Origin of the sequence: Streptomyces griseoloalbus (assembly GCA_014650015.1) — a bacterium.
Taxonomy (GTDB): Bacteria; Actinomycetota; Actinomycetes; order Streptomycetales; family Streptomycetaceae; genus Streptomyces; species Streptomyces griseoloalbus.
In genome coordinates, this window is record BMUD01000030.1 from 59,082 (window position 1) to 80,898 (window position 21,817).

Sequence of the window (21,817 nt, forward strand, 5' to 3'; positions counted from 1 at the left end):
ACGGCCTACGGACCGTCCACGGATCGTTCACCGGCTGACCGATGGCATGCCCTCCGGGGCTCGCAACAAGGCCTGCGGCAGATAGGCGGAGTGAACGCGCAGGTCCCAGCCGTGCACCTGGACCGCCAGTGCGGCCAGGGCGATGGTCTTCTGCGGCAGCAGGCTGCGGGGCGCCGCATCGGGGGGTGCGCTCTCCCGGTGCTGGACAAGGCGATGCGCAAGCGCCTGTTCGAAGGCCGGCTGGTCGTCCTCCAGGAGCACGCGCAGCAACCGCTGATCCGGCGTCAAGGCGCCGAGGGCGTTCAGACGGAGCGCCCCGTCGAGACGCTCGTCGACCTCCGGCATGCACAACGCCGTCGACGGCCACTCCCTGGGCAGGTGCCCGCCGGACTTGGTCAGATAGCAGGTGAGGGTGTCCATCTCCGCCAGTTCGGCCGGGTCCGAGATCGACGTCAGTTTCGAGTACGGCACCCCGTCGCGGATCGTGGAGGCATGGTCGCGCAGCAACAGCCCGATGACGCGGTCCCGCTCCCGGACCGTGCCGCTGATCACGCACAACGCGAAGGCGTCCAGCCAGTCCCTCGCGGTGGACGCGTGCTCCACCACAGCCTCGAAGTCCTTGTCCTCGCTGCTGATGCTCTCCCCGATCAGGGGAAAGAGGATCTCCTGGTCGCCGTTGGGATAGCAGCCGAGGTCCAGGTATCCCAGGGCGCATTCCGCTGCGGTGCGCAGGACCATGTGTGACGGGGCGGTGTCGAGTCGAGGCTCCGTCATCGTGCGGGCGGCGAGGTGGTCGAGAAGGTCGTCCCGCAGGGCTCGCAATTCGGCGTCGGAGTAGCAGTCGTACTGCATCGTGTGCCAGCGGTGCCTGGTCCGCCGCTCGATGTCCTCCAGCGCCTGCTCGACACTCCGCCCGCTCACGTCATGCCGGGCCACATCCCTGATCGTCATGCACGTCATCCTGGCAGCCGCCACTGACAGCACGGGTACCCGGCCCGGACGACGCCCGAGGGACGGGCCGCCGCGCGCGGGGTATTCGCCGGGCGGCGGACATGCCCATCGGTTGGCGGGGCGGGTCGACCTGTTCGCGGCAACTACCGCATGTTCACGGGAGGTCCACAGGTCGACACCGGTGATTGTGGTTCACTGCCGAGGCGCGACAGGACGTGACGTTCCGTCAACTGAGAGGTACTGGACCAGTGCACATACCCCGCACTCGCAGTGCTGCCACCGCCGTACTCCTCGCGGTGGCGCTGATACCGGCCACCCTCACCACCGCATCGGCGGCGGAGGCACCCACGCCCGCTGAACCGGGCGTGACGTTCGGCAAGCAGGCCACCGACCCGCAGAAGGTCCGTGACTTCTGGACACCCGGGAGAATCGCCCGCGCGCTGGCGAACGAGAAGAAGGACCAGGCCGGCGTCGCCCGCGACGCCGCGGTCGCCACGGCAGCGGCCGAAGCGACCGAGGACAAGGCCGGCAGTACCGCCCCGCGCCTGACGGCTGAGGCTCCGCAGATCCTCCCCGCGAAGAGGACCGGCGTGTCGACGACGGCGGCGGCCGACGTCCCCGAGATGCCCGTCGCGCAGAAGGTGCCGTACCCGCAGACCCCGCCCGCGACCGTCGTCGGCAAGATCCTCTACATCGACGACGCGGGTGAGGAGCACGGTTGCAGCGGCGCCTCGATCTCGGCCGACGGCAACAACACCGTCTGGACGGCGGGTCACTGCGTGCACCCGGGCGACGGGCGGGGATCCGACGGCTTCTACGACCTGGTGCTCTTCATTCCGGGCTACAAGGAAAGCCTCGACACCCCCGGTGAGTACGACGCCCCGTGGGGCGAGTGGGTCGCGCAGTCGTTCGTGGCCCCGGAGGCATGGACCCAGGACAAGGACTACGACGAGGGCGACCTGGCCGCCTTCACCGTCGAGGCCCCGACCGGCTACACGAACCTGACCGACACCGTGGGCGCGTTCGGCTACAAGTTCGGGTACGGCTCGGACTGGCCGGACATCATCGACTCCGGGTTCCCGGGCGAGGGCTACAACCGCACCGACATGGACGGGTACACGCAGTTCTACTGCACCGGCGACGTCGTGGACGCGATGAACTGGAACCCGCTGGACAACCGGCTCGAGATGAACTGCGACATGGGAGCGGGCGCGAGCGGCGGACCCATGGCCACCACCGAGGGACAGATCGTCGGGGCGAACTCCCACGTCGAGATCGACGACCAGGACCAGCGGATCAATGATCTCCTGTACTCGTCCGACCACGGCGACCAGGCCGTCGCGGTGATCAACGCGATCAACGACGCGAACTGATCCACCGGCGCGCGCAGCGGGGTCCCGGCCGGCATCGGCCGGGGCCCGTCCCGTTACTCGTCCGCGCGCCGGCCCATGTCCGGGTCGATGTCCTCGGCCTTCGGCGCGTTGACCATCCGCTGGTGCAGGTAGCGGCCCCGGATCTCGTCCGTGGTCAGCACTTCCCAGCCCTCGGGCAGCTCCTTGCCCGCCTGCTCGAGTTCGGCCGTCCACGCCTCGACCAGTTCCGCCCGGGTCGTCGGTACCTGCGACGCCGTCGGCTGAGCCGCGCCGACCGTCACCGGAGGCGTCTCGTCCTCCTGGACGGCCACCACCGCGAACGCCAGCGCACCGCCCGCCACGAACGCCGCCACGGCAATGGCCCATACCCGCCTGCGTGTCATCCTGCTCCCCTCACGAGCCGCACCCACCTTCACCGTGTCACAGACCTGCGGTAAGGACGACAACCGGGCACCAACTCCGCCCTTGCGCCCCCGCCCCTGAGCACCTGGGTGGTCGCCCTCATCCACGCCTGGGAGAGCGAGTTCAGGTAGTGCTGTTGGAGAAACGGGTAGGCGGTACTTTGACGCTGATCGTCACGGGGCTTTCGACGGCTGTCACGGCGCCTCGCGCCCGGCGGTCGCGCGTACGGAGACGCGGCGTCAGAGGCCCGCCCGCGCCAGCAGCACCGGCAGGGCCTCCGGTTTCACCTTCTGCACCGACCGTACCTGCCCCATGCCCAGTTCCTCACGGCCCACCGGATCGCGGTGCAGCGCCTTCGTCGCCTCGGTCAGCAGTGTCACGGCGACCAGGTAGGGGACGTCGGGGTCATCGTGGTTCTCCCACGGCTCCTCGTCGACCTCGGCCACCGCGGCGACGGCCGACTCCGGCTGGGCGAAGAAGAACCAGAGGCGGTCGCCCGGCCGCATGCGGTTGCGACGGCCGAGCCAGAGCTCCAGCTCCGGGTCCTCCTCGGCCAGTTGACGCATCGTCTCCTTGTCGGACGGTTCCCCGTCCAGCGTGTCCTTGCGCGGATTGAGGATGTAGATCCAGTCCGCCATGGAATCCCCTTCGGTCAGGACACTCGGCCCGCGAAAGACACCTACGTGCAGCGGCCCATGGTGCCAGACACCCGGAAGTCATGCGTACACATTTTCGGGGCACCTTTGGTGCGAGGGACGGGCCAGGCCCGTACGCACCTCGGCCGGCGATGCGTCCCCGCGGGGACGCATCGCCATCGTCGGGGAGACGGTCAGGCACCGGCCGCCGGGATCGGACCTCAGCCGTTGACGCGGAGAGCGCCCAGCAGCATCGGCAGTGAGGCGTGCAGTTCGCGTTCCCAGTACGCCCAGCCGTGGGTGCCCGGACCATAGAAGTGGGTGGTGAGGTGCCTGGCGCCGACGCGCTTCAACTCGGCGGCCAGCGCGTGGTTCTGCCGGTTGAAGTCGGCCTCGAGGGCGCTCGTGCTGCCGGGCGGGTCGAGGGGGCCGGTCGTGCCGTCGCCGCAGGACAGGTACACGGGGATGGACCTGAGCCGTTTGGCCAGGTGGAACGGGTCGTGGGCCTGCCAGACGCGGCGCTGTGCGACCGGGTCGCCCCAGACGCGCAGCGGGTCGTTGCCCTGGCCGGCGAAGAAGCCCATGATCCGGTTGACCGACTCGTCGTTCAGGAGTGGGTGGGCCGAGCCGGAGTAGGTGGCGGCCGCCTTGAACATGCCGGGGTGCCGGGCGGCGTACAGCAGGGCGCCCTGGCCGCCCATGGACAGGCCGGCGACGACGCGGTCGCTGCCGGCGCCCCAGTCACGCTCCAGGAGGTGCCGCAGCTCCACCGTGTGGAAGGTCTCCCACGCGGGGTCGCCGCCCTGTCCGTGGTTCCACCAGTCGCTGTACCAGCCGTTCCAGCCGGCCTCCGGCATGACGACGAGTACGTCGCGCAGGCCGGCGGTCTCCGCGACGTCGGTGAGTGAGGTCCACGAGGTGTAGTCGCCGCAGCAACCGTGCAGGAGCCAGAGGGTCGGCCAGTGCCGGCGTCGGTCGGCCGGGTTCCAGCCGTCGGGGGTGAGGAGGCGGACCTTGACCGTGCGGCCGCCCAGGGCCGTTGAGCGGACCGACAGGTCGATCTGGCGGTCCGCGACCTGGGTGACGTCGACGACTTCCGCCCCGCGCGGGGACGAGGAGCGGGAGGCTGCGGCTGCCTCGGTCGACTCGCCCGCGCGGGCCAGCGCCGGTGCGGTCGGGGTGAGGGTGGCGAGGAGCACGGCGAGGACGAGCAGGACGCGGGCTCTTCGGGTCAGGAGGGTGGTCTCGGTCGCGAACACGGCGGCTCCCTTGATGTGATTCTTCGCTGCGTGGGGCGGTTCGGCGGAACTGGTGGGACTTCGTGCGCGTCAGGGCCTGCGCGGCAGTATCAACAGCGCGTCCCCGACCGGGCGTTCGCCTGCGGCGTCGGAGGGGTCGTTGATCACGTCGCCGTCCGCCACCATCGTCGTGGAGCCGCCCCCGTCGAGGTTGACCGCGTCGCGCAGTCCGAGGGACTGGGCGACCTCGGCGCTCTCTCCGATGCCGAGTCCGAGGGCGTCGGTGCTGCGTCCGTCGGCGGTGACGAGTACCGTGCGGCCTGCCGCGTCGACTCCGGCCAGGGTGCGCGGGTTGCGCTTGTGCACCCAGCCGTAGTACCAGCTCGGGTCGCCCGGGTGCACCATGCCGTCGGTGGCGGGGGTGACGTGGAGCCGTCCGTCGCGGACCAGTTCGGGGCCGGCGTTGACGATGTCCGTCACGGGTGACGGCGAGACCCGGTGTCCGCGGTCGTCCAGCAGGGTGGTGGTGATGTGCAGGCGGTCGCCGGGCCGCGCCAGGGCCGTCAGGTCGTCGACGTGCCGGCCGGTCGCCTGGACGGCACTGCCACCGGCCGGGAGTGGGCCGCCGCGCGGGGAACGCAGTTCCAGGACGCGGTCGTGGGCGTCGAGTACGGCCTCCAGTCCCTCGCCCTGGGGCGTGCTTCGGCCGTAGTCCGGGGTGAAGGCGACGAGTTGATCGGGGTTGGTGCACGTCACGTCGTGCCGGGGCAGCGCGGTCGGACTGTCTCCTGCGCCGCCTCCGCAGTTCCTGATCAGGCCGGGTACGCGGTTGATGCCGTTCAGGTTCAGTGCGGTGTGCCGACCGGTGACTCGTCCCTGCCAGGTGAGGCGGGTGATCTGCGTCCGCCGGCCGTCGTCGTGGACGACCAGGCTCGGGCGTCCGCGCACCGGTTCGCTCAGCAGACGCCCGTCGTACACCCCTACGCCGGCGGGGTCCCCCGGGGCGCCCGACCGGGGGTCGAGGACGAAGAACCCGGCGTTGACCGCCGCGGTGGCGCCGGCGGCCTGCGCCAGGGCACTGGTGGTCTCGCGGTTCTCCAGGTCGGGGCCGTACGAGGCGGCCAGCGCCCCGCGGAACGTGCGCGGGTCGATGGTGAGCACGTCGACGCGCCACGGGCCGCGGTCCGTGGTCTCGCCGTCCCAGCCGGTGTAGGTGACCGATCCCGTGAATCCGGCCGCCCTGAGCCGGGTGCGCTCCGACGTCGCGGCGGACTGCGAGTCGAAGGAGCCGATGCGGACCCGCCAGCCCAGCGTCCCGCCGGCGTAGTCGGCCGTCCTCGGCGTCGTCACTTCCTCCACCCGGGCCCGAAAACCGTCGCGTCGCAGGTCGGTGGCCAGTTCGTCGGCGCTCGCCCGGTCCTTCAGCGTGGTCGGGGGCGCGTCGGGGTCCGGTGAGGTGTCGCCACCGGGGATGGACGCCTCGACCGTCCAGTGGTGCGCCGGGTCCTTGTCACCGCGCACGATGCGGGTGAGTGTCACGCCCGGCCGCAGGGTCTGCGTGGTACGGGTCTCGATCAGGTCGGAGGGGCCCAGCGGCAGGGCCGGCCGGTCCGGTCGGGGGGCGGCGGACGCCTGGGCGGGCAGCACGGTCAGCGCCAGGACGACACCGAGGGCAGCACCCGCACCGCACAGTCTCTTCTTCATCTGCACCGCCTGAAACGAAGACCCGGTGGGACCATGCGTCACTCTCCCGCCTCGTGCGGCCAGGGTGACGAACAGTCACTTATGGCACGTTGGACAAGTATCGACCGGTTCTGTCACACGTCAAGCATGCCGAGCGGGGTCCCGGATCCACTCCCGGGCGGCGTTGTCAGTGGTCGCCGATAGATTCTTTTCCGTTCCGCCGATCTGGTGTGAACACCCCCTTTCGCATGCATGGGAGATGGCGCGTTGTCGGTCTGGGAGAGGTCGAGTACGGCGCGGGTGGTGCCGTCCGCGCGGCCGCGGAAGCTGGCCAAGGTGCCGTTCGTGGAGTTGGCCGACGGGCGGTTGCAGGGTGTGGTGTCCAGTGGGTCGGACATCGGGCGGGTGTATGTGTCGTCCATCGAGGCGGGGACGTACGCGTTCGCGTGCAGCACCAACAACAACCGTCCCTGCGGCGGGGCGAACGGGTGGTTCTGCAACCACATAGGCGCGCTGATCGGTGAGGCCGTGCTGCAGTACGGCGGCGAGCGCGTGGCCCGGTACCTGAAGGTCGAGGTGTCCGGTGACGAGGCCGATGCGGGAGCCGTCACCCACGCCATGACCTCCACGCGGCCCGCACAGGGAGACAGGTCGGCCGCCGCCCAGGTGTTCAGCCGGTTCCTGCGGCACCTCGCCTATCTCGAACTCGGGCCGACCACGGCGCCGTTGCCCGAGATGCAGTGGTTCCCGACGACGAGGGCGGTGGCCTGATGCGTGCCGATCTGCTGACCGACGCGGTCGACGGGCTCGACGAGGCCCTCGCCGCCGTGGACGGATTCGACGAGGTGCTCGTCGGCGGGCTGCTCCGCCCGCAGCCGGCTCAGGCCGTCGGGCTGGCCGGGCTCGCCTCGGCCGTCGCCGGGTCGCCGCTGGCCGTGCGGGTCGCCGAGGCGGCCGAGAAGGCGGCTGCCGGGGCCGCGGGCGAGGAGCACTTCGTCGCGCTCGCCGCCGCGCGGACCGCTCTGCTCGGTTCCGTGCACGACGCGCTCGTCGTCCGTGCGGAGGAGGCCGTCGGACGATCGGGCGAGGCCGAGCAGGGCGCCGCCGCGGCCGGGGACCCGGAGCATGCGGCCAACCTGCACGCGGCCGCCAGGAACTGGCTGTGCGACCTCGCGCGGGCCGGCTGGCAGGGGATCGACCACGAGCTCGTCGCCGGGTCCGCTTCCGTCGTCTCCGCGATGCTGCCCGACCCGGCGCTGCGCCGCCTGGCGACCCTGCTCGACGGCTTCGCCGCCGAACTCGCCGCGTCCTGCCCGGGCGCCACCCTGGAGCGCGTGCCGGTGCGTCGCTGGGCCGACCTGTGGTCGCGTGCCGTGCTGCTGACGCTGCCCGGCGCCGCCTCCGCCCCCGCCGTCACCGAGGCCACCGGGCGTCTGCTGCCCCTCGGCATCGACGTGCAGGAGCACGCCACCGCCGTACAGGCCCAGGTGCACGCCGTGTTCGAGCCGGCGGACGGCGAAGGGGCACGGCTCGTACGGGCGTCGGTGTCCGCGCCGAAGCCGGACACGGTCGTCGGGGCGGGACTGTGGCAGCTGCTGCGACCGCACATGTCCCTGCTGGCCGCCGTCGGCGAGGGGCGTGCCGTGGAGATCGACGCGATGCCGATGACCGCCGAGGGCGACCTCCTCTGGGACGACGCCCGCGCCCGGACGGGCGAGCCCGCCGAGGTGTTCGCCACGGCGCGGGTCGCGCTCCCGACGGCGTCCGCGTACGCGGTCGCGCCCCTCGACCGGCATCCGGCCCGCATCGCGGTGCCCGTACTGCTGGAGGGGTACGCCGTGGAGGAGGAAGAGGAGGGCGGGACGGCCTTCCGGATCGCCGGGCAGCGGTTCACCGTCGACGCCGACCGGATTCCGGCCGCGAGCCCGCTGACTCCGGAGGTGGTCGCCTCGTCCGGCGCGTGTGTCGCGCTGCTGCGCTGGGACGCCGGGGAGTTCCTGTTCCAGCCGCTCGCCGTGGAGCGGACCGTGCGGAAGAAGTCCGTCGCCGTGCATGCCGGGGCCTGGGCCGGGGGGACGACCGACAAGGCGGGGGTGCGGGCCGAGAAGGCGGCGACCGACGCCGTCAAGGTGCTGCGCGAGCGTGCCGGAAGGCTGCTGCGGAAATGAGCGAGCGAAACGGCGAGCACTACAGCGAGCACGACAGCGGGCGGAGCGGCGGGCAGGGCACCGACGGGGCAACTGTGCCCGTTCCGGACGAGAACCGGCGGCAGGTGCTGTACTGGCGGTTGCTGGCCCGGCTCTTCGACCCGGAGGAGCAGGCGTCCCTGGAGTCGGCCAGTCTCGCCGTGGTCGAGGACATCGGGCTGCCGGCCGCGCTGCTGGACCCGGGCGCGTCGGTCGACTCCGTCGTGCAGCGGCATCCGGAGCTGGCGGCCGAGTTCGAGGGGCTGATGGCGCCCGGGCCGGACGAGGACGGTGTGCGTGACCGGGCCGCCGAGGTGCGGCGTGCGGCGCTGGCGTCGAAGGTGCTGCTCAACGTCTTCGCCTCCGGCTCCGGTACGGTCAGCGCCGAGCAGCTGGCTCGCTGGCAGTCCGACGCGGGCTGGCTGGAGCGGGCACTGGGCTGCCGGCCCGGGGAACTACGGGGCGGCGGCGGCGGTCGTTCGGGCGGAAGGGGCGTCAGCCCGACCGGTACCGGCGTCGGCGGACCCGCGCCCGACCTCAGCCGGCTGATTCCCGAGATCGGCCCGGAGCTCGGCTCGATCGAGGCCGGTCTCGTCAAGCGGATGCATCTGCGCGAGGTGCTGTCCGACCCCGCGCTGGCCTCCCGGCTGACACCGAGCATGTCGCTCATCGAGCAGCTGCTGCGCGACAAGGACAACCTCTCCGGAGTGGCGCTGGCCAACGCCAAGTCGCTGATCCGGCGGTACGTCGACGAGGTGGCCCAGGTTTTGCGCAGCCAGGTGGAGAAGTCCACGGTCGGTGACATCGACCGGTCCGTCCCGCCCAAGCGGGTCTTCCGCAACCTGGACCTCGACCGGACCATCTGGAAGAACCTCACCAACTGGGACCCGGAGGAGGAGCGGCTCTACGTCGACCGCCTCTACTACCGGCACACCAGCCGCAAGACGACGCCGCAGCGGCTGATCGTGGTCGTGGACCAGTCGGGCTCCATGGTCGACTCGATGGTCAACTGCACCATCCTGGCGTCCATCTTCGCCGGGCTGCCCAAGGTGGACGTGCACCTCATCGCCTACGACACCCAGGCGCTGGACCTCACGCCCTGGTCGCACGACCCGTTCGAGACGCTGCTGCGCACCAAACTGGGCGGCGGCACCGACGGCACCGTCGCCATGACGCTCGCCCAGCCGAAGATCGCCGAGCCGCGCAACACCGTGGTGGTGTGGATCTCCGACTTCTACGAATGGCGGACCGAGGAGCTGTTCGAGAGCATGGCCGCCATCCACCGCTCGGGGGCGAAGTTCATCCCGGTGGGCTCGGTGACCAGCGCCGGCCGCGGCAGCGTCAACCCGTGGTTCCGGGAGAAGTTCAAGGACCTCGGTACGCCGGTGATCTCCGGCCACATCAAGAAGCTCGTGCACGAACTCAAGACGTTCCTCACCTGATCGCAGCCGGCGCACCCGCCCTGTGATCACACCGTACGAAAGGCCTTCCCTCATGTCCGACCTGCTGCGCGCTCCCGCCGAGATCAAGTACGCCGAGGAGCTCGACTGGCTGGAGTCGATCGACGACGGCCCCAAGCCGTTCTCGTGGCGTCTGTCGCCGAAGATGGTCCGCCTGTTCATCTCCGGCTCCGAGCGGTCCGACGGCCTGGACCGGCAGATCTCGCAGAAGTGGTTCGGCGACCGCAGTATCGTGGAGCGTGCGATCGTGACGCTCGCCTCCGACCGCGGTCTGCTGCTGATCGGTGACCCCGGCACGGGCAAGAGCTGGCTGGCCGAGCTGCTGTCCGCGGCGATCTGCCGCAACTCCACGCTGGTGGTGCAGGGTACGGCCGGCACGACCGAGGACCACATCAAGTACTCCTGGAACGTGTCGATGGTCATCGCCAAGGGCCAGTCGCGGGAGTCGATGATCCCCTCGCCGATCATGACGGCGATGGAGGCCGGGTCCATCGGCCGCTTCGAGGAGCTGACCCGGTCCACGAGCGACGTCCAGGACGCGCTCATCTCCATCCTCTCCGAGAAGTACATCTCGGTGCCGGAGCTGGAGAGCGGCGGCAGCGACAACATCGTCTTCGCCAAGCCCGGCTTCTCCGTCATCGCCACGGCCAACAGTCGCGACCGGGGTGTCAACGACCTGTCGTCCGCGCTGAAGCGCCGCTTCAACTTCGTCCGCATCCCCGTGGTGACGAACAAGAAGAGCGAGGCGGAGATCGTCCGCTTCCGCACCGAGGAGCTGCTGCGCCGGCACGCGATCGAACTCGACGTGCCGCCGACCCTCCTCGACGTCCTGCTGCAGAGCTTCGCCGACCTGCGCGCGTCCGCCGCGGCGGCCGGCAGCGACGACGAGAAACTGGAGTCCGCCCTGTCGACGGCCGAGCAGATCGGCGTGCTCGAGGACGCCGTCCTGCACAGCAACTTCTTCGGCGAGCGCGCCCTCACCGCGCGCACGCTGGCCTCGTCCCTGGTCGGCTCCCTCACCCGGCGCGAGCCCGAGGACCTGGCCATCCTCAACAAGTACCTGCACGGCGTGGTCGAGCCGCGCAGCAAGGAAGAGGGCGGCTCCTGGCCGGAGTTCCTGGAGGGCGGCCGCGACGCGATCGCCACCCTGTCATGAGCGGGCCCCACGAGAGCAGCACGTTCGCGGCGCTGCGCGGCCGGCTCCAGGAGGCCGCGGCCACGTTCGCGGGCGGGCCGGACGCGCTGGAGAGCATCCTGCTCGGCATGGTCGACGACGTCGACCGCGCGGCGCGCGAGCCGCTGGAGATCTTCCCCGTCTGCCACCACTCCCCCGCCTCGGCGCTCGCCATGGCCCGGCGGCTGCGCGAGAAGCAGCCCAAGGTCGTCTACCTGGAGCTGTGCGAGGACATGGCGCCGCTCCTGACCGAGCTGCGCAACTGCCGGCTGCCGGTGGCGGTACAGGCGTTCGCCGGTGACCTCGACGGCTTCCCCGCCGAGTGGGCGCCGCTGTCGGTCGTCGCACCCATCACGGAGGCGTCGGCCGAGTACCAGGCCATCGCGTACGCGCTCGACACCCCCGGCGTCGAACTGGTGCTGGTCGACCGGTCGTCGGACCACGTCTTCCAGTGGGACCGGCGCGGCGAGCGGGCCCAGGAGGTCGCGACGGAGGGAACCGCCCCTCCGGAACAGGCCGAGGCCGCGCTGCACGGTGAGGCCGTCGGCGTGGAGATCGGCGACCTGCGGCCGCGCTTCGCCGAACTGGAGGAGCACCTGCTGCGGCACGGCAGGGTGCGGCACTGGTCGGAGTGGTGGCACCAGTTCGTCGAGGTGCCGCTCGGCGACAGCGATCACGACACCTACCGTCAGGTCATGTTCCTCATCGGCAGCCTGTTCCGCCGGCTCGCCCCCGGCGACGGCGACCGGGTCCGGGTGGACGAGGACCGCGAGCGGTACATGTGGACCCGGATGCGCGAGCACCTGGCGGCGACCGGCACGGACCCGGAGGACTGCCTGTACGTGTGCGGGGCGTTCCACGCGGCCAGCCGTGTCGAGGAGTTCGGCGTGCACGGCAGCACGGACACGTTCACGATCTCCCCGCGCACCGCCACCACCTGGCAGTACGGGCTGATCCCGTCCAGTCACGCGGCGATCGAGGCGCAGTTCGCTCTCGCCTCCGGCTCGGTGTCGATCGCCGCGACCGAGTGGGCGAAGAGCCTGAAGCGAACCCGGGTGAAGCCGTACCGGCTGGAGGGCCAGGCGGGGACGAAGAAGTCCGGGAGGAAGAAGGCGGTCGCCGCCGCGGCCGTCCCTGCGCCGCGGTCCACGGACGCCGGGGACAGGCTGTCCGGATTCCTGCGCCGGCCGCCCGTGCTCGACGGTCTGGACGAGGCCGAACTGCTCGGCTGGTCCGTGGACATCGTGCGCGCGGCCCGCCGCAACGGCTACCTCGCCTCCACCGCCGACGCCATCGCCGTCTTCGAGACGTCGATCCTGCTCGCCGGAATGCGGGACCGGGCCAAGCCGACGCCGTACGACTTCCAGGACGCGGCGGTCACCTGCATCGAGAAGGACAGCGTGCCCGGGCGGCGGGACGTGCGGCGCCTCGTCGAGATCATGATGGGCGGCGACCGGATCGGCCAGGTCGGCTACGAGTCGCTGCCACCGCTCGCCCGCGACGTGTACGACCGGCTGGCACCGCTGGAGCTGAAGCTCCAGCAGCGCGGTGTGCAGCGCGCCCTGCTGGACCTGGCCTCTCGGCCGGAACTGCGGGCGTGTTCCGACCTGCTGTGGATGCTGCGGCGTCTGCTGCCGCACGGCGCCGCGCGGCCGATCATGGGCGAGCGGCGGCTCGGTGAGCGGTCGATCCAGGAGTCCTGGGACCTGGCGCTCGGCACCCACCAGCGGGCGCTGATCGAGCTGGGCTACGAGGGCGTCAGCATCGAGCAGGTGCTGGAGCAGCGGTTGCGGCGCGAGGCGTACGCGCCGCAGGCGACGACCGCGACCGTGCTGGCCGCGGTGGAGGACGCCACCCTGTACCTGGGCAGCCGCCGCCTGGCCGACGAGCTCGGCACGCACGCGCTGAAGGTCCTGGCCACGGAGCGCAGTGTGGACGGCGCTCCGGAGGTCCTGCGCCGGGTGCGCGGGCTGCTGGCGTACTACCGCACCCACGAGCCGGTGCTGCCGCCGTGGATCGAGGCGTTCACCAAGGCCGGCTACGCCCACTACTGCACCCTGCTGCCGACGGCGTTCCGGGACGAGGACGCGACGGTGGGGCAGGTCGCGGCGATGCTCGGCTTCCTGTTCAGCATGGAGAGCCTGGCGCTGTCGCTGGGCTGCGACCGGACCCAGCTGGAGCTGGCCGTCGCCCAGTCGCATCCCGACGACCCGGCGAAGACCGCACTGCTGTGGGCGGCGCAGGTCCAGCTCGGCACGCTGTCCCGAGCCGAACTGCGCTCGCGGTGCGACGAGTTGCTGGACAATCCGCTGGTGGTGCCCTCCTATCCGCGCTACCTCAGCGGCTTCGTGCACGCACTGGAGCCGGTGCCGGGGCTGGCGGACGTGGTGGTGGAGGCGGTGTCGAACGCGTTCGGCCGACTGCCCGACGAGGTGCTGCTGCCCTGGCTCCCGCTCCTGATCACCACCCTGCGCTCCGGCGCGGCGGACCTCGCCCCGCTGCTGATCCGCGAGGCCGGGCGCATCTTCCCGGCCCGTCTGCCGGCACTGGACACGTGGATACCGCCGTGGCGGGCCCCGCAGACGGACCCGTTCGCGGCCCGCCGTTCCCGGCCGGAGCCGGACGGCCCCCGGGGCGCCGCGCTGCTCCCGGCCCATCCGGCGACGTGCGACGCGGTCGCGGACCTGCTGGGCTGCACGGAGGGCTGGACCGCCGCCGACGCCGCGCCCCTCCCGTCGGGCGTCGCACTGCTGGCGGCGCATCCGGCGGCGTGCGACGCGGTGGCGGGACTGCTGGGGTGTGGTGATCAGTGGACGGATCAGGCTGCTTCGGCCCCCACTGGCGCTGCGCTCGCGACCCGCCACCCGATGACAGCGAGAGCCCTGGAGTCCCTGCTCACGGGCGCATGACGGGGACGGCCGGGCTCTGGGCCGACCGGGGCCCGGCCGCGCGGGCGGACGGACCGCTGCCACGACGGGCGACACACCTTCCGCGCCATGCCGTGCCAAGGCCACACCGCACCAGTTCACGGACGGCGCGCGGCCAGTCGCCCTCCCCTCAGGGGCGCCACAGGTGCGGGCGCGTCAGGTGGTTGAAGGTCGCTTGGAGCGCGACAAGCAAGGTCCACTTCTGATTTACACACCACCACCATAGAATCCGTCCGTCCGTGGGGGGCGAGTGCGACAAGACGAACATGTCGCACAAGGTCTGGGATCATTCGGGGAACGTCGGGTCTGCCCGTGTTGCCGTACCCCAGAAGGCTGTCCGTGCTTTCCCTCTCCGTACCCGAGCAGCGCAACGTGAGGACAGGGACAACCGTGACAACCATTCCGGGTGCATTCGGAGGCGATGGCGATCTGGACCGCCTCAAGGCGGTTCTGGCGGACTGGCGCACGTCACTCGTGGACCTCAGCGGACGCAACCGGCTGCTGAATTTCCGGCATACCCGCACCTCGACGCTGGAGGTGACGGCTCCCACACCGTCGCAGTTGGTGAGCCTGCTGGAGAACCGTGCGCTGCACTTCGCACCGCTCCCTGACGACGTGCCGGCGGAGGGCGAGGAGCCGGCTGGGCGTGCTGTCCGAGTCCCCCGGCCTGCAGCGTACGGAGTTGGCCAGGGAAACCGCACGCTTCTTCGGATGGCTGCGCCTGGGGCCGGACATCCGTGCCGCGTTCGAGACGGACATCGAGCAGCTGCTCACCGACGGACTCGTCACTACGGGCCCGTCGGGGCTTGTGCCGATGGAAGACGTCGCCGGGTGACGGCTGTGTGCCGAGCGAACGGCATGCCCGGTGTCAGCCGACGGCGCGGATCGGTGAGCGGTTGCTCGCCGATCCGCCGGCCGACAGCCGAACGCTGAGGAAACCCCGTCCCTTCCGCGATCAGGCGACGACCCCGAACGCTTGATCGCCACTACGGCGCCCCGCGATGACAGCAAACACGGTGTGGTGGTGGGGGGTGCCCGGGAGAATGCCGGGAGACCGGTGCGCAAGAGGGCTGAGCGATGGGCACGGCGTTGGTGGCGCTTGCGGCTGCGGTGATCGGGGGTGGGGTCTCACTGGCGTCGGTGTTCCTTACGCAGCGCGGTGCGGAACGTGGCTGGGTCCGTGACCACGAGCGCATCGAGCGGCATCGCCGGGAGGACCAGGTACGCCAGGGGGACAGCCGCTTGCTCGAGGAACGGCGTGCCGCGTACTCGCGGTTGCACGCGACAGCGCGAGCAGCCCGGGACGCTCTGGCGGCTTGCCTGCACGATCTGCGCCGGGCCGACGCCCTGGAAAGAGGCGCGGAAGGTGGAACTGGAGGAGCGTTGGAACGCCTACGTCGTCCAGCACATGGAGTCCCACATGATCATGTCCGATGCCGTACTACCTCTCCTGGGAGCCGCCAACGGTTCCCTCCGGCAGATCTACGGTCTGGTGAAGCGTCTGGACACGGGGCAGCCGAGGCAGGACGAGGGCGTCGGGGTGTTGAGTGGACGGATGGCCGACCTCTGGGAACGGCTCACCGATCTGCGGGATGGGATGCGCCGTGATCTCGGCGTCGCCGCACGCGTGGAGCCGCCAGTAGCGGAATGAGGACTGCTGGACAAACAGTTCTTCTCCGCAGTCGCAGATCACCGAGGCGGCCGCTCAAGCCCGGGACGCGTCGACTCGTCCGACGGCATACTGCGGGCCGGGGGACTCCTGGTGACGTCGCAGGTCCCCTTCCCAGGCGGCCTGTGCGTCGCGCGGGCTGGGAACCACACGGTCCAGATGGTCCAGCACCTGTGCGTACAGCGGATGTACCCTTCTGCCCCGTGCGGCCACCAGAGCTGACAGGAGCGGCAGGTCGGGGCGTGTCACCCGATCGACCTCCACCAGTAGCGCCACCTTGTCGTCCGGGTGGAGGGCGGGCAGTCCGTGTCCGAGGCGGGCGCCCAACTGCGCCCATGTCATGGGCCGTGCGGTGCGGGCGGCCATGGCCAGCAGCGGCCGCACGGCATCGGCGTGAGCGCAGATCCTCCGGAAGGACGGACGGGCGAGCAGCATGTTCGCGTGTGCCTGCCAGGCGCGGATGCGCGTGCTCACCTCCGGGGCCGGGCCGCGCCACATCGTCCTTGCGCGGGACGTGAGGTCACGGAGAATTGTCTGCGTCTGGTCGAGGTGCAGTTCGTCCCCTGCGCGGTCGAGGTAGTCGAGCAGGAGGTTCAATCCTTCGGTGACCTCCTCGTCATGGTGTGCCTGGATTGTCTGCAGGGTGACAGGGACCGGCGAGGGAGGCGGGGCGCTCGGGCTCTGCCCGCCGCCTGAGGCCGTCCCCTGCGCCACAAAGGCGTCTTCCTCGGCCCGGGGTTGTCGCCGGTACACCGGTGACGGCTGCCGGTCCGGCTCACTTGTCCTGGGCACGGCAGCGGGCTGCTGAAATCCTGCTCGGGGACGAGACCCATCGCTGCGCCCCGTCGGCTGATCGGCTTGCGGCGTCGGAAGGGACCGGAGAGCCGGGGGCGGGTTCCGTCTGTCGAACCGCGCGGTACCACCGGGGGTGGGCTCGTGTCCTGGAAGCCGAACGCCGTCGGCGGTCATGTGGCATTCGGTGAGCGGAACCCAGTCGATGGGGGTGTCCGGGTACTGCACGCCGACCTCTACGACGCGTGTGATTCCGGCGGGGCGGCACTGGATGCGAAGCGCGTATCCTCGTCGGTCGATCTCCCAGTTGGCCAGCATGCTGTCCGGGCCGAACAGCCACTCGACACCTGCCCATCGTTCCCGGAGATGGGCGTCGGTCTCCTCCCACTCCGACTTCGACCTCCTGGCGAGCTGGACGCGCACCAGGCGCTCCCGTCGTTCCTCGCGGTGCAGGTAGCGGACATCGACGTAGTCGCGCAGGTCCTGCTTGCCCTTCTCCTTGTAGCGCGGCTGGACATGCCCGTACTTCTGTTGCTTCAGCCAGGCTGCGACGGCCCGCCCCATGTAGAGGTGGTCGGCGCTGGCCTCGTTCGTCGAGACGCGACGGCAGGTGCCCGAGGCGACGTGTGCGAAGTGGCATTTCTTGTCACGGTACTTGCGAGCGGAGAGCTTCTTGCCGCAGCCGCCGAGGAGTGTCCCGCAGTAGAACTCCCGGGTCGGGTACTCGCGTATGAAACGGTCGTACTCGACCGCGTCCATCGGCAGGTAGACCGGGTGGTCGGTGGCAGGAGATCCCGCGACGGCCGTCTGGACCTTGCGGGTGTCTTCCTCCGCTGCGGGCACAATCATGGTCGGGCTCCGGGCGTGGTCGGGCGAGTGAACGGTCCCGCCGAGGTTGGCTTGACACCTCGCGGGTCACCTGTCTGTCGGTTCTCTCTCGTTGCTCGGCCAGACAGGCCTCGGCGCGTCGGGTGAGCGACACCGGAGGGTCTTCGCCGACCGGTCGAGTACGTCACCCTCTTCCTCGGCCGGCTGCCGGCGTCGCCCGCCATCACAACTCCAGATCGATGTCGTCGGCCGAAGCGGATCCGCCGGAGACCGTGGCGGCCAGGTTCCGTTCCACGTCGGTGAGTGCGCTGCTCGCCACCGTCAGCTCGTAGTGCTGCCGAGGGTCGAAGTCGTCGAACTGGTCCACCCGGTCGAGGACGTCCCCGACGAGCTTCTTCAGGAACAACCGGGGGGCCACCCCGACCTCCCCGCCCAGTGCTCCGCCGACGGCCCGAGCGAGGTCCGCGACGTACACGTCGTCGACGACCGTCCGCACGCGGTCGGGTGACGCGGCGGCGTCCGCGTACAGGTCCCGGATGGTGACGCCGCGGCCGACCAGGGACTCCTGGTTGAAGCCGGGAAGCCTGATCTGCACCGCGCGGGGGTTGTCGAAGCGCGGGTCGGTGGTGAAGTCGGTGGCGAGCCGCTGGGCGAGCGGGGCCAGGCGCTGCACGCCCTGCTGGCCGTCGTAGAAGGCGGGGGTGCCGGTGATGACGAGGTACAGGCCGGGGAAACGGCCGGAGTGGAGACCTGGGTCTCGGCCACGGCGAAGTTCCGCCGCTTGGCCCGCTCCCCCAGCCAGCGGGTGAAGAAGGTCTTGCCGGACCCGTACTCACCGCGCACGGCCTTGAACACGGACCCGCCGGACGCCGCCGCGTCCAGTTCCGCGTCGAGGGCCGCCTCGAACCGGTCGAGCCCGGTGGCCAGCAGGTCGAGTCCGCTCTCGGGTACGGCGCCGCGCCGCAGCGCGTCGATGACGGTGCGGCGGCGGGCGGCGCTCACCTGGGCGGGGCGCTTGGATCCGGTGGTGCTCACTCCACCAGTGTTCCATCTCCGGGAGCGCTGCCGGGCGGGGCCGGGAACGGTTCCGGCGAGCGCTCCGCAGCCGGCGGGTCTCAGGAACCCATCCCTTGCGATGGGCCCTCCGGTGCGGGGCACCCCGGTGCTGATCACATCGGGTGCCGGGGATCGGCCCCTGTGCTTGTACAGGGTGCTGGAGGGATACAGCGGACCGCCCGTGCAGGGGCGGTGGAACGCTGAAGGTGAGGCGGTTCGGTGACGATGGCAGACTACTTCGCGGACCTCACCCCGGCGCAGTTCCTCAAGGCGGTGGCCAGCGGCCCGATCTACCCGTACACCGAGCACCGGATACCCAAGCGCCGCGGCGTACTGCGGACTGTGCATGCCACAGTCCCTCGGTTGTCCGAGATACAGCAGGGATTCCTGGCCCGTCCGGGCGGGACTTCCCCGTTCGTCGGCCCGCCCTGGTCCACCAGCTACTCGCAAGGTTCTAACCCGGGACGTAGTAGCCGGGGTGCGGACCTCCGAAGCAGAGGCCGGTCGGGTCACCGACCGAACGGAGGTCATAGTCGCGACAACGTACCGGCGACATTCGGCCATCCCTCTCAACTGGCGCCCTCGATAGCGGCGTTCCGCAGGAGATGCTCGACGAGCTGACGACCTTCGCGAAGGTACTGCGGGCGTTCGCACCGTGACGTGACGTGGGGCAGTGGGGCGAGACTCATCGGTGCGGGCACGTGATGTCGGCCCACACCGTCTTCGTACAGGTGTCCCGCACCTCGCAGCCCCAGCGTTCGGCGTACGTCGATACCAGGAGCAGCCCTCGTCCCGAGTCCGCTTCGAGTGAGCGGGCCTCGGCGGCGGGGGCTGTCGGCGGCAGCCGTTCGGGCCGCGCATCGGTCACCTCGACACGGACGTGCTCTTGGATCCGCAGCAGGGAGAGTCTGAAGTCCCGCCCCGGCAACCGGCCGTGGGTGACGGCGTTGGCGGCCAGCTCCGCCGTGACGAGGGCGACGGCGTGGGACACCTCCGCGTCGTACGGGATTCCCCAGTTCGCAAGCTGCTGCACGGCGAGATGGCGAGCGAGGCGCGCCCCGCGTCGGGTGGCGCTGAGACGGATGGTGAACTGCGGACCGCTTGTGGGTGCCTCGGTCTGCGCGTCGATCGACTCCATGCAGTGACCGTCTCGTCACACGACGGGACCGGGCCAGGTCGGACGGTCGTACCCGGAGGTGCGGTACGGCCGTTGTACGGGTTGGTACGGCATCCGTACGGGTCCGTGCCCGGGACCGGACGACGGCCGGGTCGTTGAGGACGGTACGGGACACTGCGGCAGGCAGGGGGCGCGATGGGCAGGACGGGCGAGCGGGAGTGCCGGACGACGGATCGGCGTTCAGCGGGCAGGGAACGGCCCTCAGTGTGGAGCGCCTACGGCAAACTGGTCCGCCTCTTCCGCGAACGGGCGGGGCTCACCCAGCAGGCCCTGGCGGACGCCATCGGCTACTCGCTGGAGCAGGTCGCCTCGGTGGAGCAGGGGCGGCGCCCGGCCAAGGTCGCGTTCACGGAGGCCGCGGAGCGGGTGCTGGGGGCTGGCGGGGCGCTGCGGGTGCTCCAGGAGGATGTGGATCGGGCCAAACTGCCGGAGTTCTTCCAGGACTTCGCCTTGTTGGAGGCCGAGGCGGTCAGTCGCTTCTCCTACGATCCGATGTTGGTGCCAGGGCTGTTGCAGACCGAGGCATACGCCCGCGCCCTCCTTCAAGCGCACTTCCCGCCACTTGAGGATGAGGCCATCGAGCAACACCTCACAGCTCGGCTCGCCCGACAGACGCTCCTGGATCGCAAGAACCCATGCGTCGTCTTCTCCTTCATCCTGGAGGAAGGCTCACTCCATCGGATGGTGGGCAGTACGGGTGTCATGAAGGACCAACTGGTGTGGCTCCGAGAGTGCACCCGCCTGCGGAACGTCGAGATTCAGGTGATGCCAACCCAGCGCGCTGCCCACAGCGGGGTAAACGGCCAGATGGTCTTGTTGGAGACGCTCGAACGTCGGCAGTTCGTATGCATCGAAGCTCAGGGCATCGTGAACATCCGCTCCAACCGAAATGAGGTCAGCGAGTTCTGGCTGCGGTATGGAATGCTGCGGTCACAGGCCCTCAACACAGAAGAGTCTGCCCGTCTCATCGAGCACATGGCAGGGGAGCTATGAGCATCGAACAGCACATCGCGCCGTCCGGCGAACTCGCATGGGTGAAGAGCAGCTACAGCGGCACGAACGGCGGCGACTGCGTGGAGGTCGCCACCGCGCCCGGCATCGTCCATGTCCGGGACTCGAAGGCGCGGACGGGCGCGGCGCTGGCCTTCCCCCGGATGCAGTGGGCCGCGTTCACCTCCTACGTGCGTGAGACCGCCGTCTGACGACGGACCCCACTCCGGGTGCCTCCAGGGCGAGCTTTGGAGGCACCCCGAGTCGTGTCGTCAGCCCGCTTCGAGGGCGAACTGCTCGCGCAGCAGCGCCTCGTGGAGCCGTAGGGTGCGGCCGTCCGGCAGGGTTTCCAAGACCTGCACGCCGTCGTCGTTGAGGAGTTGCCGCAGGACGGCGGCGAAGCCGTCGCCCCGGGTGACGGGCATGCCGGCGCGCTGGGCGAGAGCGGTCACGGGCAGGGTGCCGCCCGCGTCGAGCAGCGCGGCGAGCGCCTTGTGGACCTGCTCCTACTGCGGCTTGCGGGCCAGTCCGCCGAGCTGTCCCTGGTACGTCTCCGAGTCGAGCAGTGCCGTCACCAGCGTCTCGGTCCAGGAGACGACGGTCGGGGTGAGCAGGGCGTCGTCTCCCCCGGCCATCAGCGCCACATCGAAGAGTGCCTCGTGCATCCGGGCGACTTCCGCCTGCTCCTTCTTGGCCTTCCCCGTCGGCTTCTTGGGAGCGGGGACCGTTCCGGTCACCGGCCGAGCGGCGTGCTCGTCCGGCAGCGGTGACTTACCGGCAGCGAGCGCGTGGGGCGAGTCATACAGCGTGCCCGCAAGGAGAAAGCGCTGTCCCCCGTGCGAGCTACACGCGGATGGCACTGCGGGGTGACGCCTCTCGGGGTCCGAATCCGTAGGATCTTCAGGTTCGCGGATGTTGACCGCGCTGATTGAGGGGACGTTCATGAGAAGACCCGGGTGGCTGACCGCGCTCGTCTTAGCAGTGACGCTGATGACGGCGGGGATGACGGAACCGGCCGAGGCGGCGGGGGAGGCGTGCGCCACGGCTGGATCGAACTTCGCCAGCCAGCCGATCGCGGAGAACACGGCGGCGTTGCGGATGGGATGCGCCCGCGACGCCGGATCGCTGCGGCCGCTGGCGGACAGCGACACCGACATGGTGGCCGCCATCGACTTCAACACCGCGCAGCGGCCGGACGAGTGGCAGCGGCAGATGTCGCAGATGGTCAACACGGTGCGCGCCGACAAGGACAAGGGGCGCACGCTCAGCGAGTCCT

At 70.6% G+C, this 21,817-nt stretch carries 18 protein-coding genes and 3 pseudogenes; 12 read left to right on the plus strand and 9 right to left on the minus strand.

Going from position 1 to position 21,817, the window contains the following annotated elements; translation table 11 throughout:
* Positions 1-27: 27 nt before the first annotated feature.
* Positions 28-951, minus strand: a complete 924-nt coding sequence (locus IE178_RS31700) for an immunity 49 family protein (protein WP_318280354.1) — start codon at positions 949-951, stop codon at positions 28-30.
* 248 nt (positions 952-1,199) lie between these two features.
* On the opposite strand from IE178_RS31700, the gene IE178_RS31705 reads away from it, so the two are divergent.
* Positions 1,200-2,324, plus strand: coding sequence for a trypsin-like serine peptidase (locus tag IE178_RS31705; RefSeq protein ID WP_193514644.1), 1,125 nt, complete (start codon positions 1,200-1,202; stop codon positions 2,322-2,324).
* 53 nt (positions 2,325-2,377) lie between these two features.
* Here IE178_RS31705 and IE178_RS31710 read toward each other — a convergent pair whose 3' ends face one another.
* The 4 genes from IE178_RS31710 to IE178_RS31725 form a co-directional block, all read right to left on the minus strand.
* Positions 2,378-2,707, minus strand: coding sequence for a hypothetical protein (locus IE178_RS31710; protein WP_193514645.1), 330 nt, complete (start codon positions 2,705-2,707; stop codon positions 2,378-2,380).
* Positions 2,708-2,965: 258 nt separating this feature from the next.
* Positions 2,966-3,364 (minus strand): EVE domain-containing protein, encoded by a 399-nt coding sequence (locus IE178_RS31715; RefSeq protein ID WP_193514646.1) that lies wholly within the window; start codon positions 3,362-3,364, stop codon positions 2,966-2,968.
* A 218-nt stretch (positions 3,365-3,582) separates the two neighbouring features.
* A complete protein-coding gene (locus tag IE178_RS31720; RefSeq protein ID WP_193514647.1) occupies positions 3,583-4,620 on the minus strand; it encodes an alpha/beta hydrolase in 1,038 nt (345 codons plus the stop codon).
* A 69-nt stretch (positions 4,621-4,689) separates the two neighbouring features.
* Positions 4,690-6,303 carry a phosphodiester glycosidase family protein gene (locus tag IE178_RS31725; protein ID WP_193514648.1) on the minus strand — a complete coding sequence of 538 codons (1,614 nt, stop codon included), beginning with the start codon at positions 6,301-6,303 and terminating at the stop codon, positions 4,690-4,692.
* A gap of 231 nt (positions 6,304-6,534) precedes the next feature.
* Here IE178_RS31725 and IE178_RS31730 point away from each other — a divergent pair, with 231 nt between their 5' ends.
* From IE178_RS31730 to IE178_RS31760, 8 genes and pseudogenes are all read left to right on the plus strand, one after another.
* Positions 6,535-7,053, plus strand: a complete 519-nt coding sequence (locus IE178_RS31730; RefSeq protein WP_193514649.1) for a hypothetical protein — start codon at positions 6,535-6,537, stop codon at positions 7,051-7,053.
* The gene (locus tag IE178_RS31735; protein ID WP_318280355.1) at positions 7,053-8,450 is read left to right on the plus strand and encodes a hypothetical protein; all 1,398 of its coding nucleotides are present in this window, start codon (positions 7,053-7,055) and stop codon (positions 8,448-8,450) included. Before IE178_RS31730 ends, IE178_RS31735 begins: the two co-directional genes overlap by 1 nt.
* Entirely contained in the window at positions 8,447-9,910 is a 1,464-nt protein-coding gene (locus tag IE178_RS31740) for a vWA domain-containing protein (RefSeq protein ID WP_318280356.1), read from the plus strand. Before IE178_RS31735 ends, IE178_RS31740 begins: the two co-directional genes overlap by 4 nt.
* A 52-nt stretch (positions 9,911-9,962) precedes the next feature.
* The gene (locus IE178_RS31745; RefSeq protein ID WP_184763097.1) at positions 9,963-11,084 is read left to right on the plus strand and encodes an ATP-binding protein; all 1,122 of its coding nucleotides are present in this window, start codon (positions 9,963-9,965) and stop codon (positions 11,082-11,084) included.
* On the plus strand, positions 11,081-14,011 hold the full coding sequence (locus tag IE178_RS31750) for a DUF5682 family protein (RefSeq protein ID WP_193514651.1): 2,931 nt from the start codon (positions 11,081-11,083) through the stop codon (positions 14,009-14,011). Before IE178_RS31745 ends, IE178_RS31750 begins: the two co-directional genes overlap by 4 nt.
* Before the next feature lie 492 nt (positions 14,012-14,503).
* A pseudogene (locus IE178_RS36370) lies at positions 14,504-14,632 on the plus strand (DUF4011 domain-containing protein); the annotation flags it as partial.
* 43 nt (positions 14,633-14,675) lie between these two features.
* A complete protein-coding gene (locus IE178_RS36375) occupies positions 14,676-14,864 on the plus strand; it encodes a hypothetical protein (protein ID WP_318280359.1) in 189 nt (62 codons plus the stop codon).
* A gap of 531 nt (positions 14,865-15,395) precedes the next feature.
* Positions 15,396-15,680: a hypothetical protein gene (locus IE178_RS31760; protein WP_193514653.1), complete on the plus strand. Its 285-nt coding sequence runs from the start codon at positions 15,396-15,398 to the stop codon at positions 15,678-15,680.
* A 54-nt stretch (positions 15,681-15,734) separates the two neighbouring features.
* On the opposite strand, the gene IE178_RS31765 is transcribed toward IE178_RS31760, so the two are convergent.
* The 3 genes and pseudogenes from IE178_RS31765 to IE178_RS31775 all read right to left on the minus strand — a co-directional run bounded on the left by IE178_RS31765 (position 15,735) and on the right by IE178_RS31775 (position 19,512).
* Positions 15,735-17,339, minus strand: a complete 1,605-nt coding sequence (locus tag IE178_RS31765; protein ID WP_193514654.1) for a competence protein CoiA family protein — start codon at positions 17,337-17,339, stop codon at positions 15,735-15,737.
* 202 nt (positions 17,340-17,541) lie between these two features.
* A pseudogene (locus IE178_RS31770) lies at positions 17,542-18,353 on the minus strand (BREX system ATP-binding domain-containing protein).
* Positions 18,354-19,059: 706 nt separating this feature from the next.
* Positions 19,060-19,512 carry an ATP-binding protein gene (locus IE178_RS31775; protein ID WP_193514655.1) on the minus strand — a complete coding sequence of 151 codons (453 nt, stop codon included), beginning with the start codon at positions 19,510-19,512 and terminating at the stop codon, positions 19,060-19,062.
* A 243-nt stretch (positions 19,513-19,755) separates the two neighbouring features.
* On the opposite strand from IE178_RS31775, the gene IE178_RS31780 reads away from it, so the two are divergent.
* Positions 19,756-20,544: a helix-turn-helix domain-containing protein gene (locus IE178_RS31780; RefSeq protein ID WP_318280357.1), complete on the plus strand. Its 789-nt coding sequence runs from the start codon at positions 19,756-19,758 to the stop codon at positions 20,542-20,544.
* Positions 20,541-20,753, plus strand: a complete 213-nt coding sequence (locus IE178_RS31785) for a DUF397 domain-containing protein (protein WP_193514657.1) — start codon at positions 20,541-20,543, stop codon at positions 20,751-20,753. Before IE178_RS31780 ends, IE178_RS31785 begins: the two co-directional genes overlap by 4 nt.
* Positions 20,754-20,813: 60 nt before the next feature.
* Here the strand turns inward: IE178_RS31785 and IE178_RS31790 are convergent.
* Positions 20,814-21,317 (minus strand): annotated as a pseudogene (locus tag IE178_RS31790) (BREX-2 system phosphatase PglZ); the annotation flags it as partial.
* A gap of 136 nt (positions 21,318-21,453) precedes the next feature.
* On the opposite strand from IE178_RS31790, the gene IE178_RS31795 reads away from it, so the two are divergent.
* A partial coding sequence (locus tag IE178_RS31795; protein ID WP_193514658.1) for a hypothetical protein occupies positions 21,454-21,817 on the plus strand: 364 nt, incomplete at its 3' end.

What these genes read in the sequence shown, in the direction of transcription:
- IE178_RS31730 (WP_193514649.1), top strand. Translation starts at nt 6,535, where the DNA reads ATGGGAGATGGCGCGTTGTCGGTCTGGGAGAGGTCGAGTACGGCGCGG.
- IE178_RS31725 (WP_193514648.1), bottom strand. Translation starts at nt 6,303, where the DNA reads ATGAAGAAGAGACTGTGCGGTGCGGGTGCTGCCCTCGGTGTCGTCCTG.
- IE178_RS31700 (WP_318280354.1), bottom strand. Translation starts at nt 951, where the DNA reads ATGACGATCAGGGATGTGGCCCGGCATGACGTGAGCGGGCGGAGTGTC.
- IE178_RS31765 (WP_193514654.1), bottom strand. Translation starts at nt 17,339, where the DNA reads ATGATTGTGCCCGCAGCGGAGGAAGACACCCGCAAGGTCCAGACGGCC.
- IE178_RS31745 (WP_184763097.1), top strand. Translation starts at nt 9,963, where the DNA reads ATGTCCGACCTGCTGCGCGCTCCCGCCGAGATCAAGTACGCCGAGGAG.
- IE178_RS31735 (WP_318280355.1), top strand. Translation starts at nt 7,053, where the DNA reads ATGCGTGCCGATCTGCTGACCGACGCGGTCGACGGGCTCGACGAGGCC.
- IE178_RS31715 (WP_193514646.1), bottom strand. Translation starts at nt 3,364, where the DNA reads ATGGCGGACTGGATCTACATCCTCAATCCGCGCAAGGACACGCTGGAC.
- IE178_RS31750 (WP_193514651.1), top strand. Translation starts at nt 11,081, where the DNA reads ATGAGCGGGCCCCACGAGAGCAGCACGTTCGCGGCGCTGCGCGGCCGG.
- IE178_RS31775 (WP_193514655.1), bottom strand. Translation starts at nt 19,512, where the DNA reads ATGGAGTCGATCGACGCGCAGACCGAGGCACCCACAAGCGGTCCGCAG.
- IE178_RS31785 (WP_193514657.1), top strand. Translation starts at nt 20,541, where the DNA reads ATGAGCATCGAACAGCACATCGCGCCGTCCGGCGAACTCGCATGGGTG.
- IE178_RS31710 (WP_193514645.1), bottom strand. Translation starts at nt 2,707, where the DNA reads ATGACACGCAGGCGGGTATGGGCCATTGCCGTGGCGGCGTTCGTGGCG.
- IE178_RS31740 (WP_318280356.1), top strand. Translation starts at nt 8,447, where the DNA reads ATGAGCGAGCGAAACGGCGAGCACTACAGCGAGCACGACAGCGGGCGG.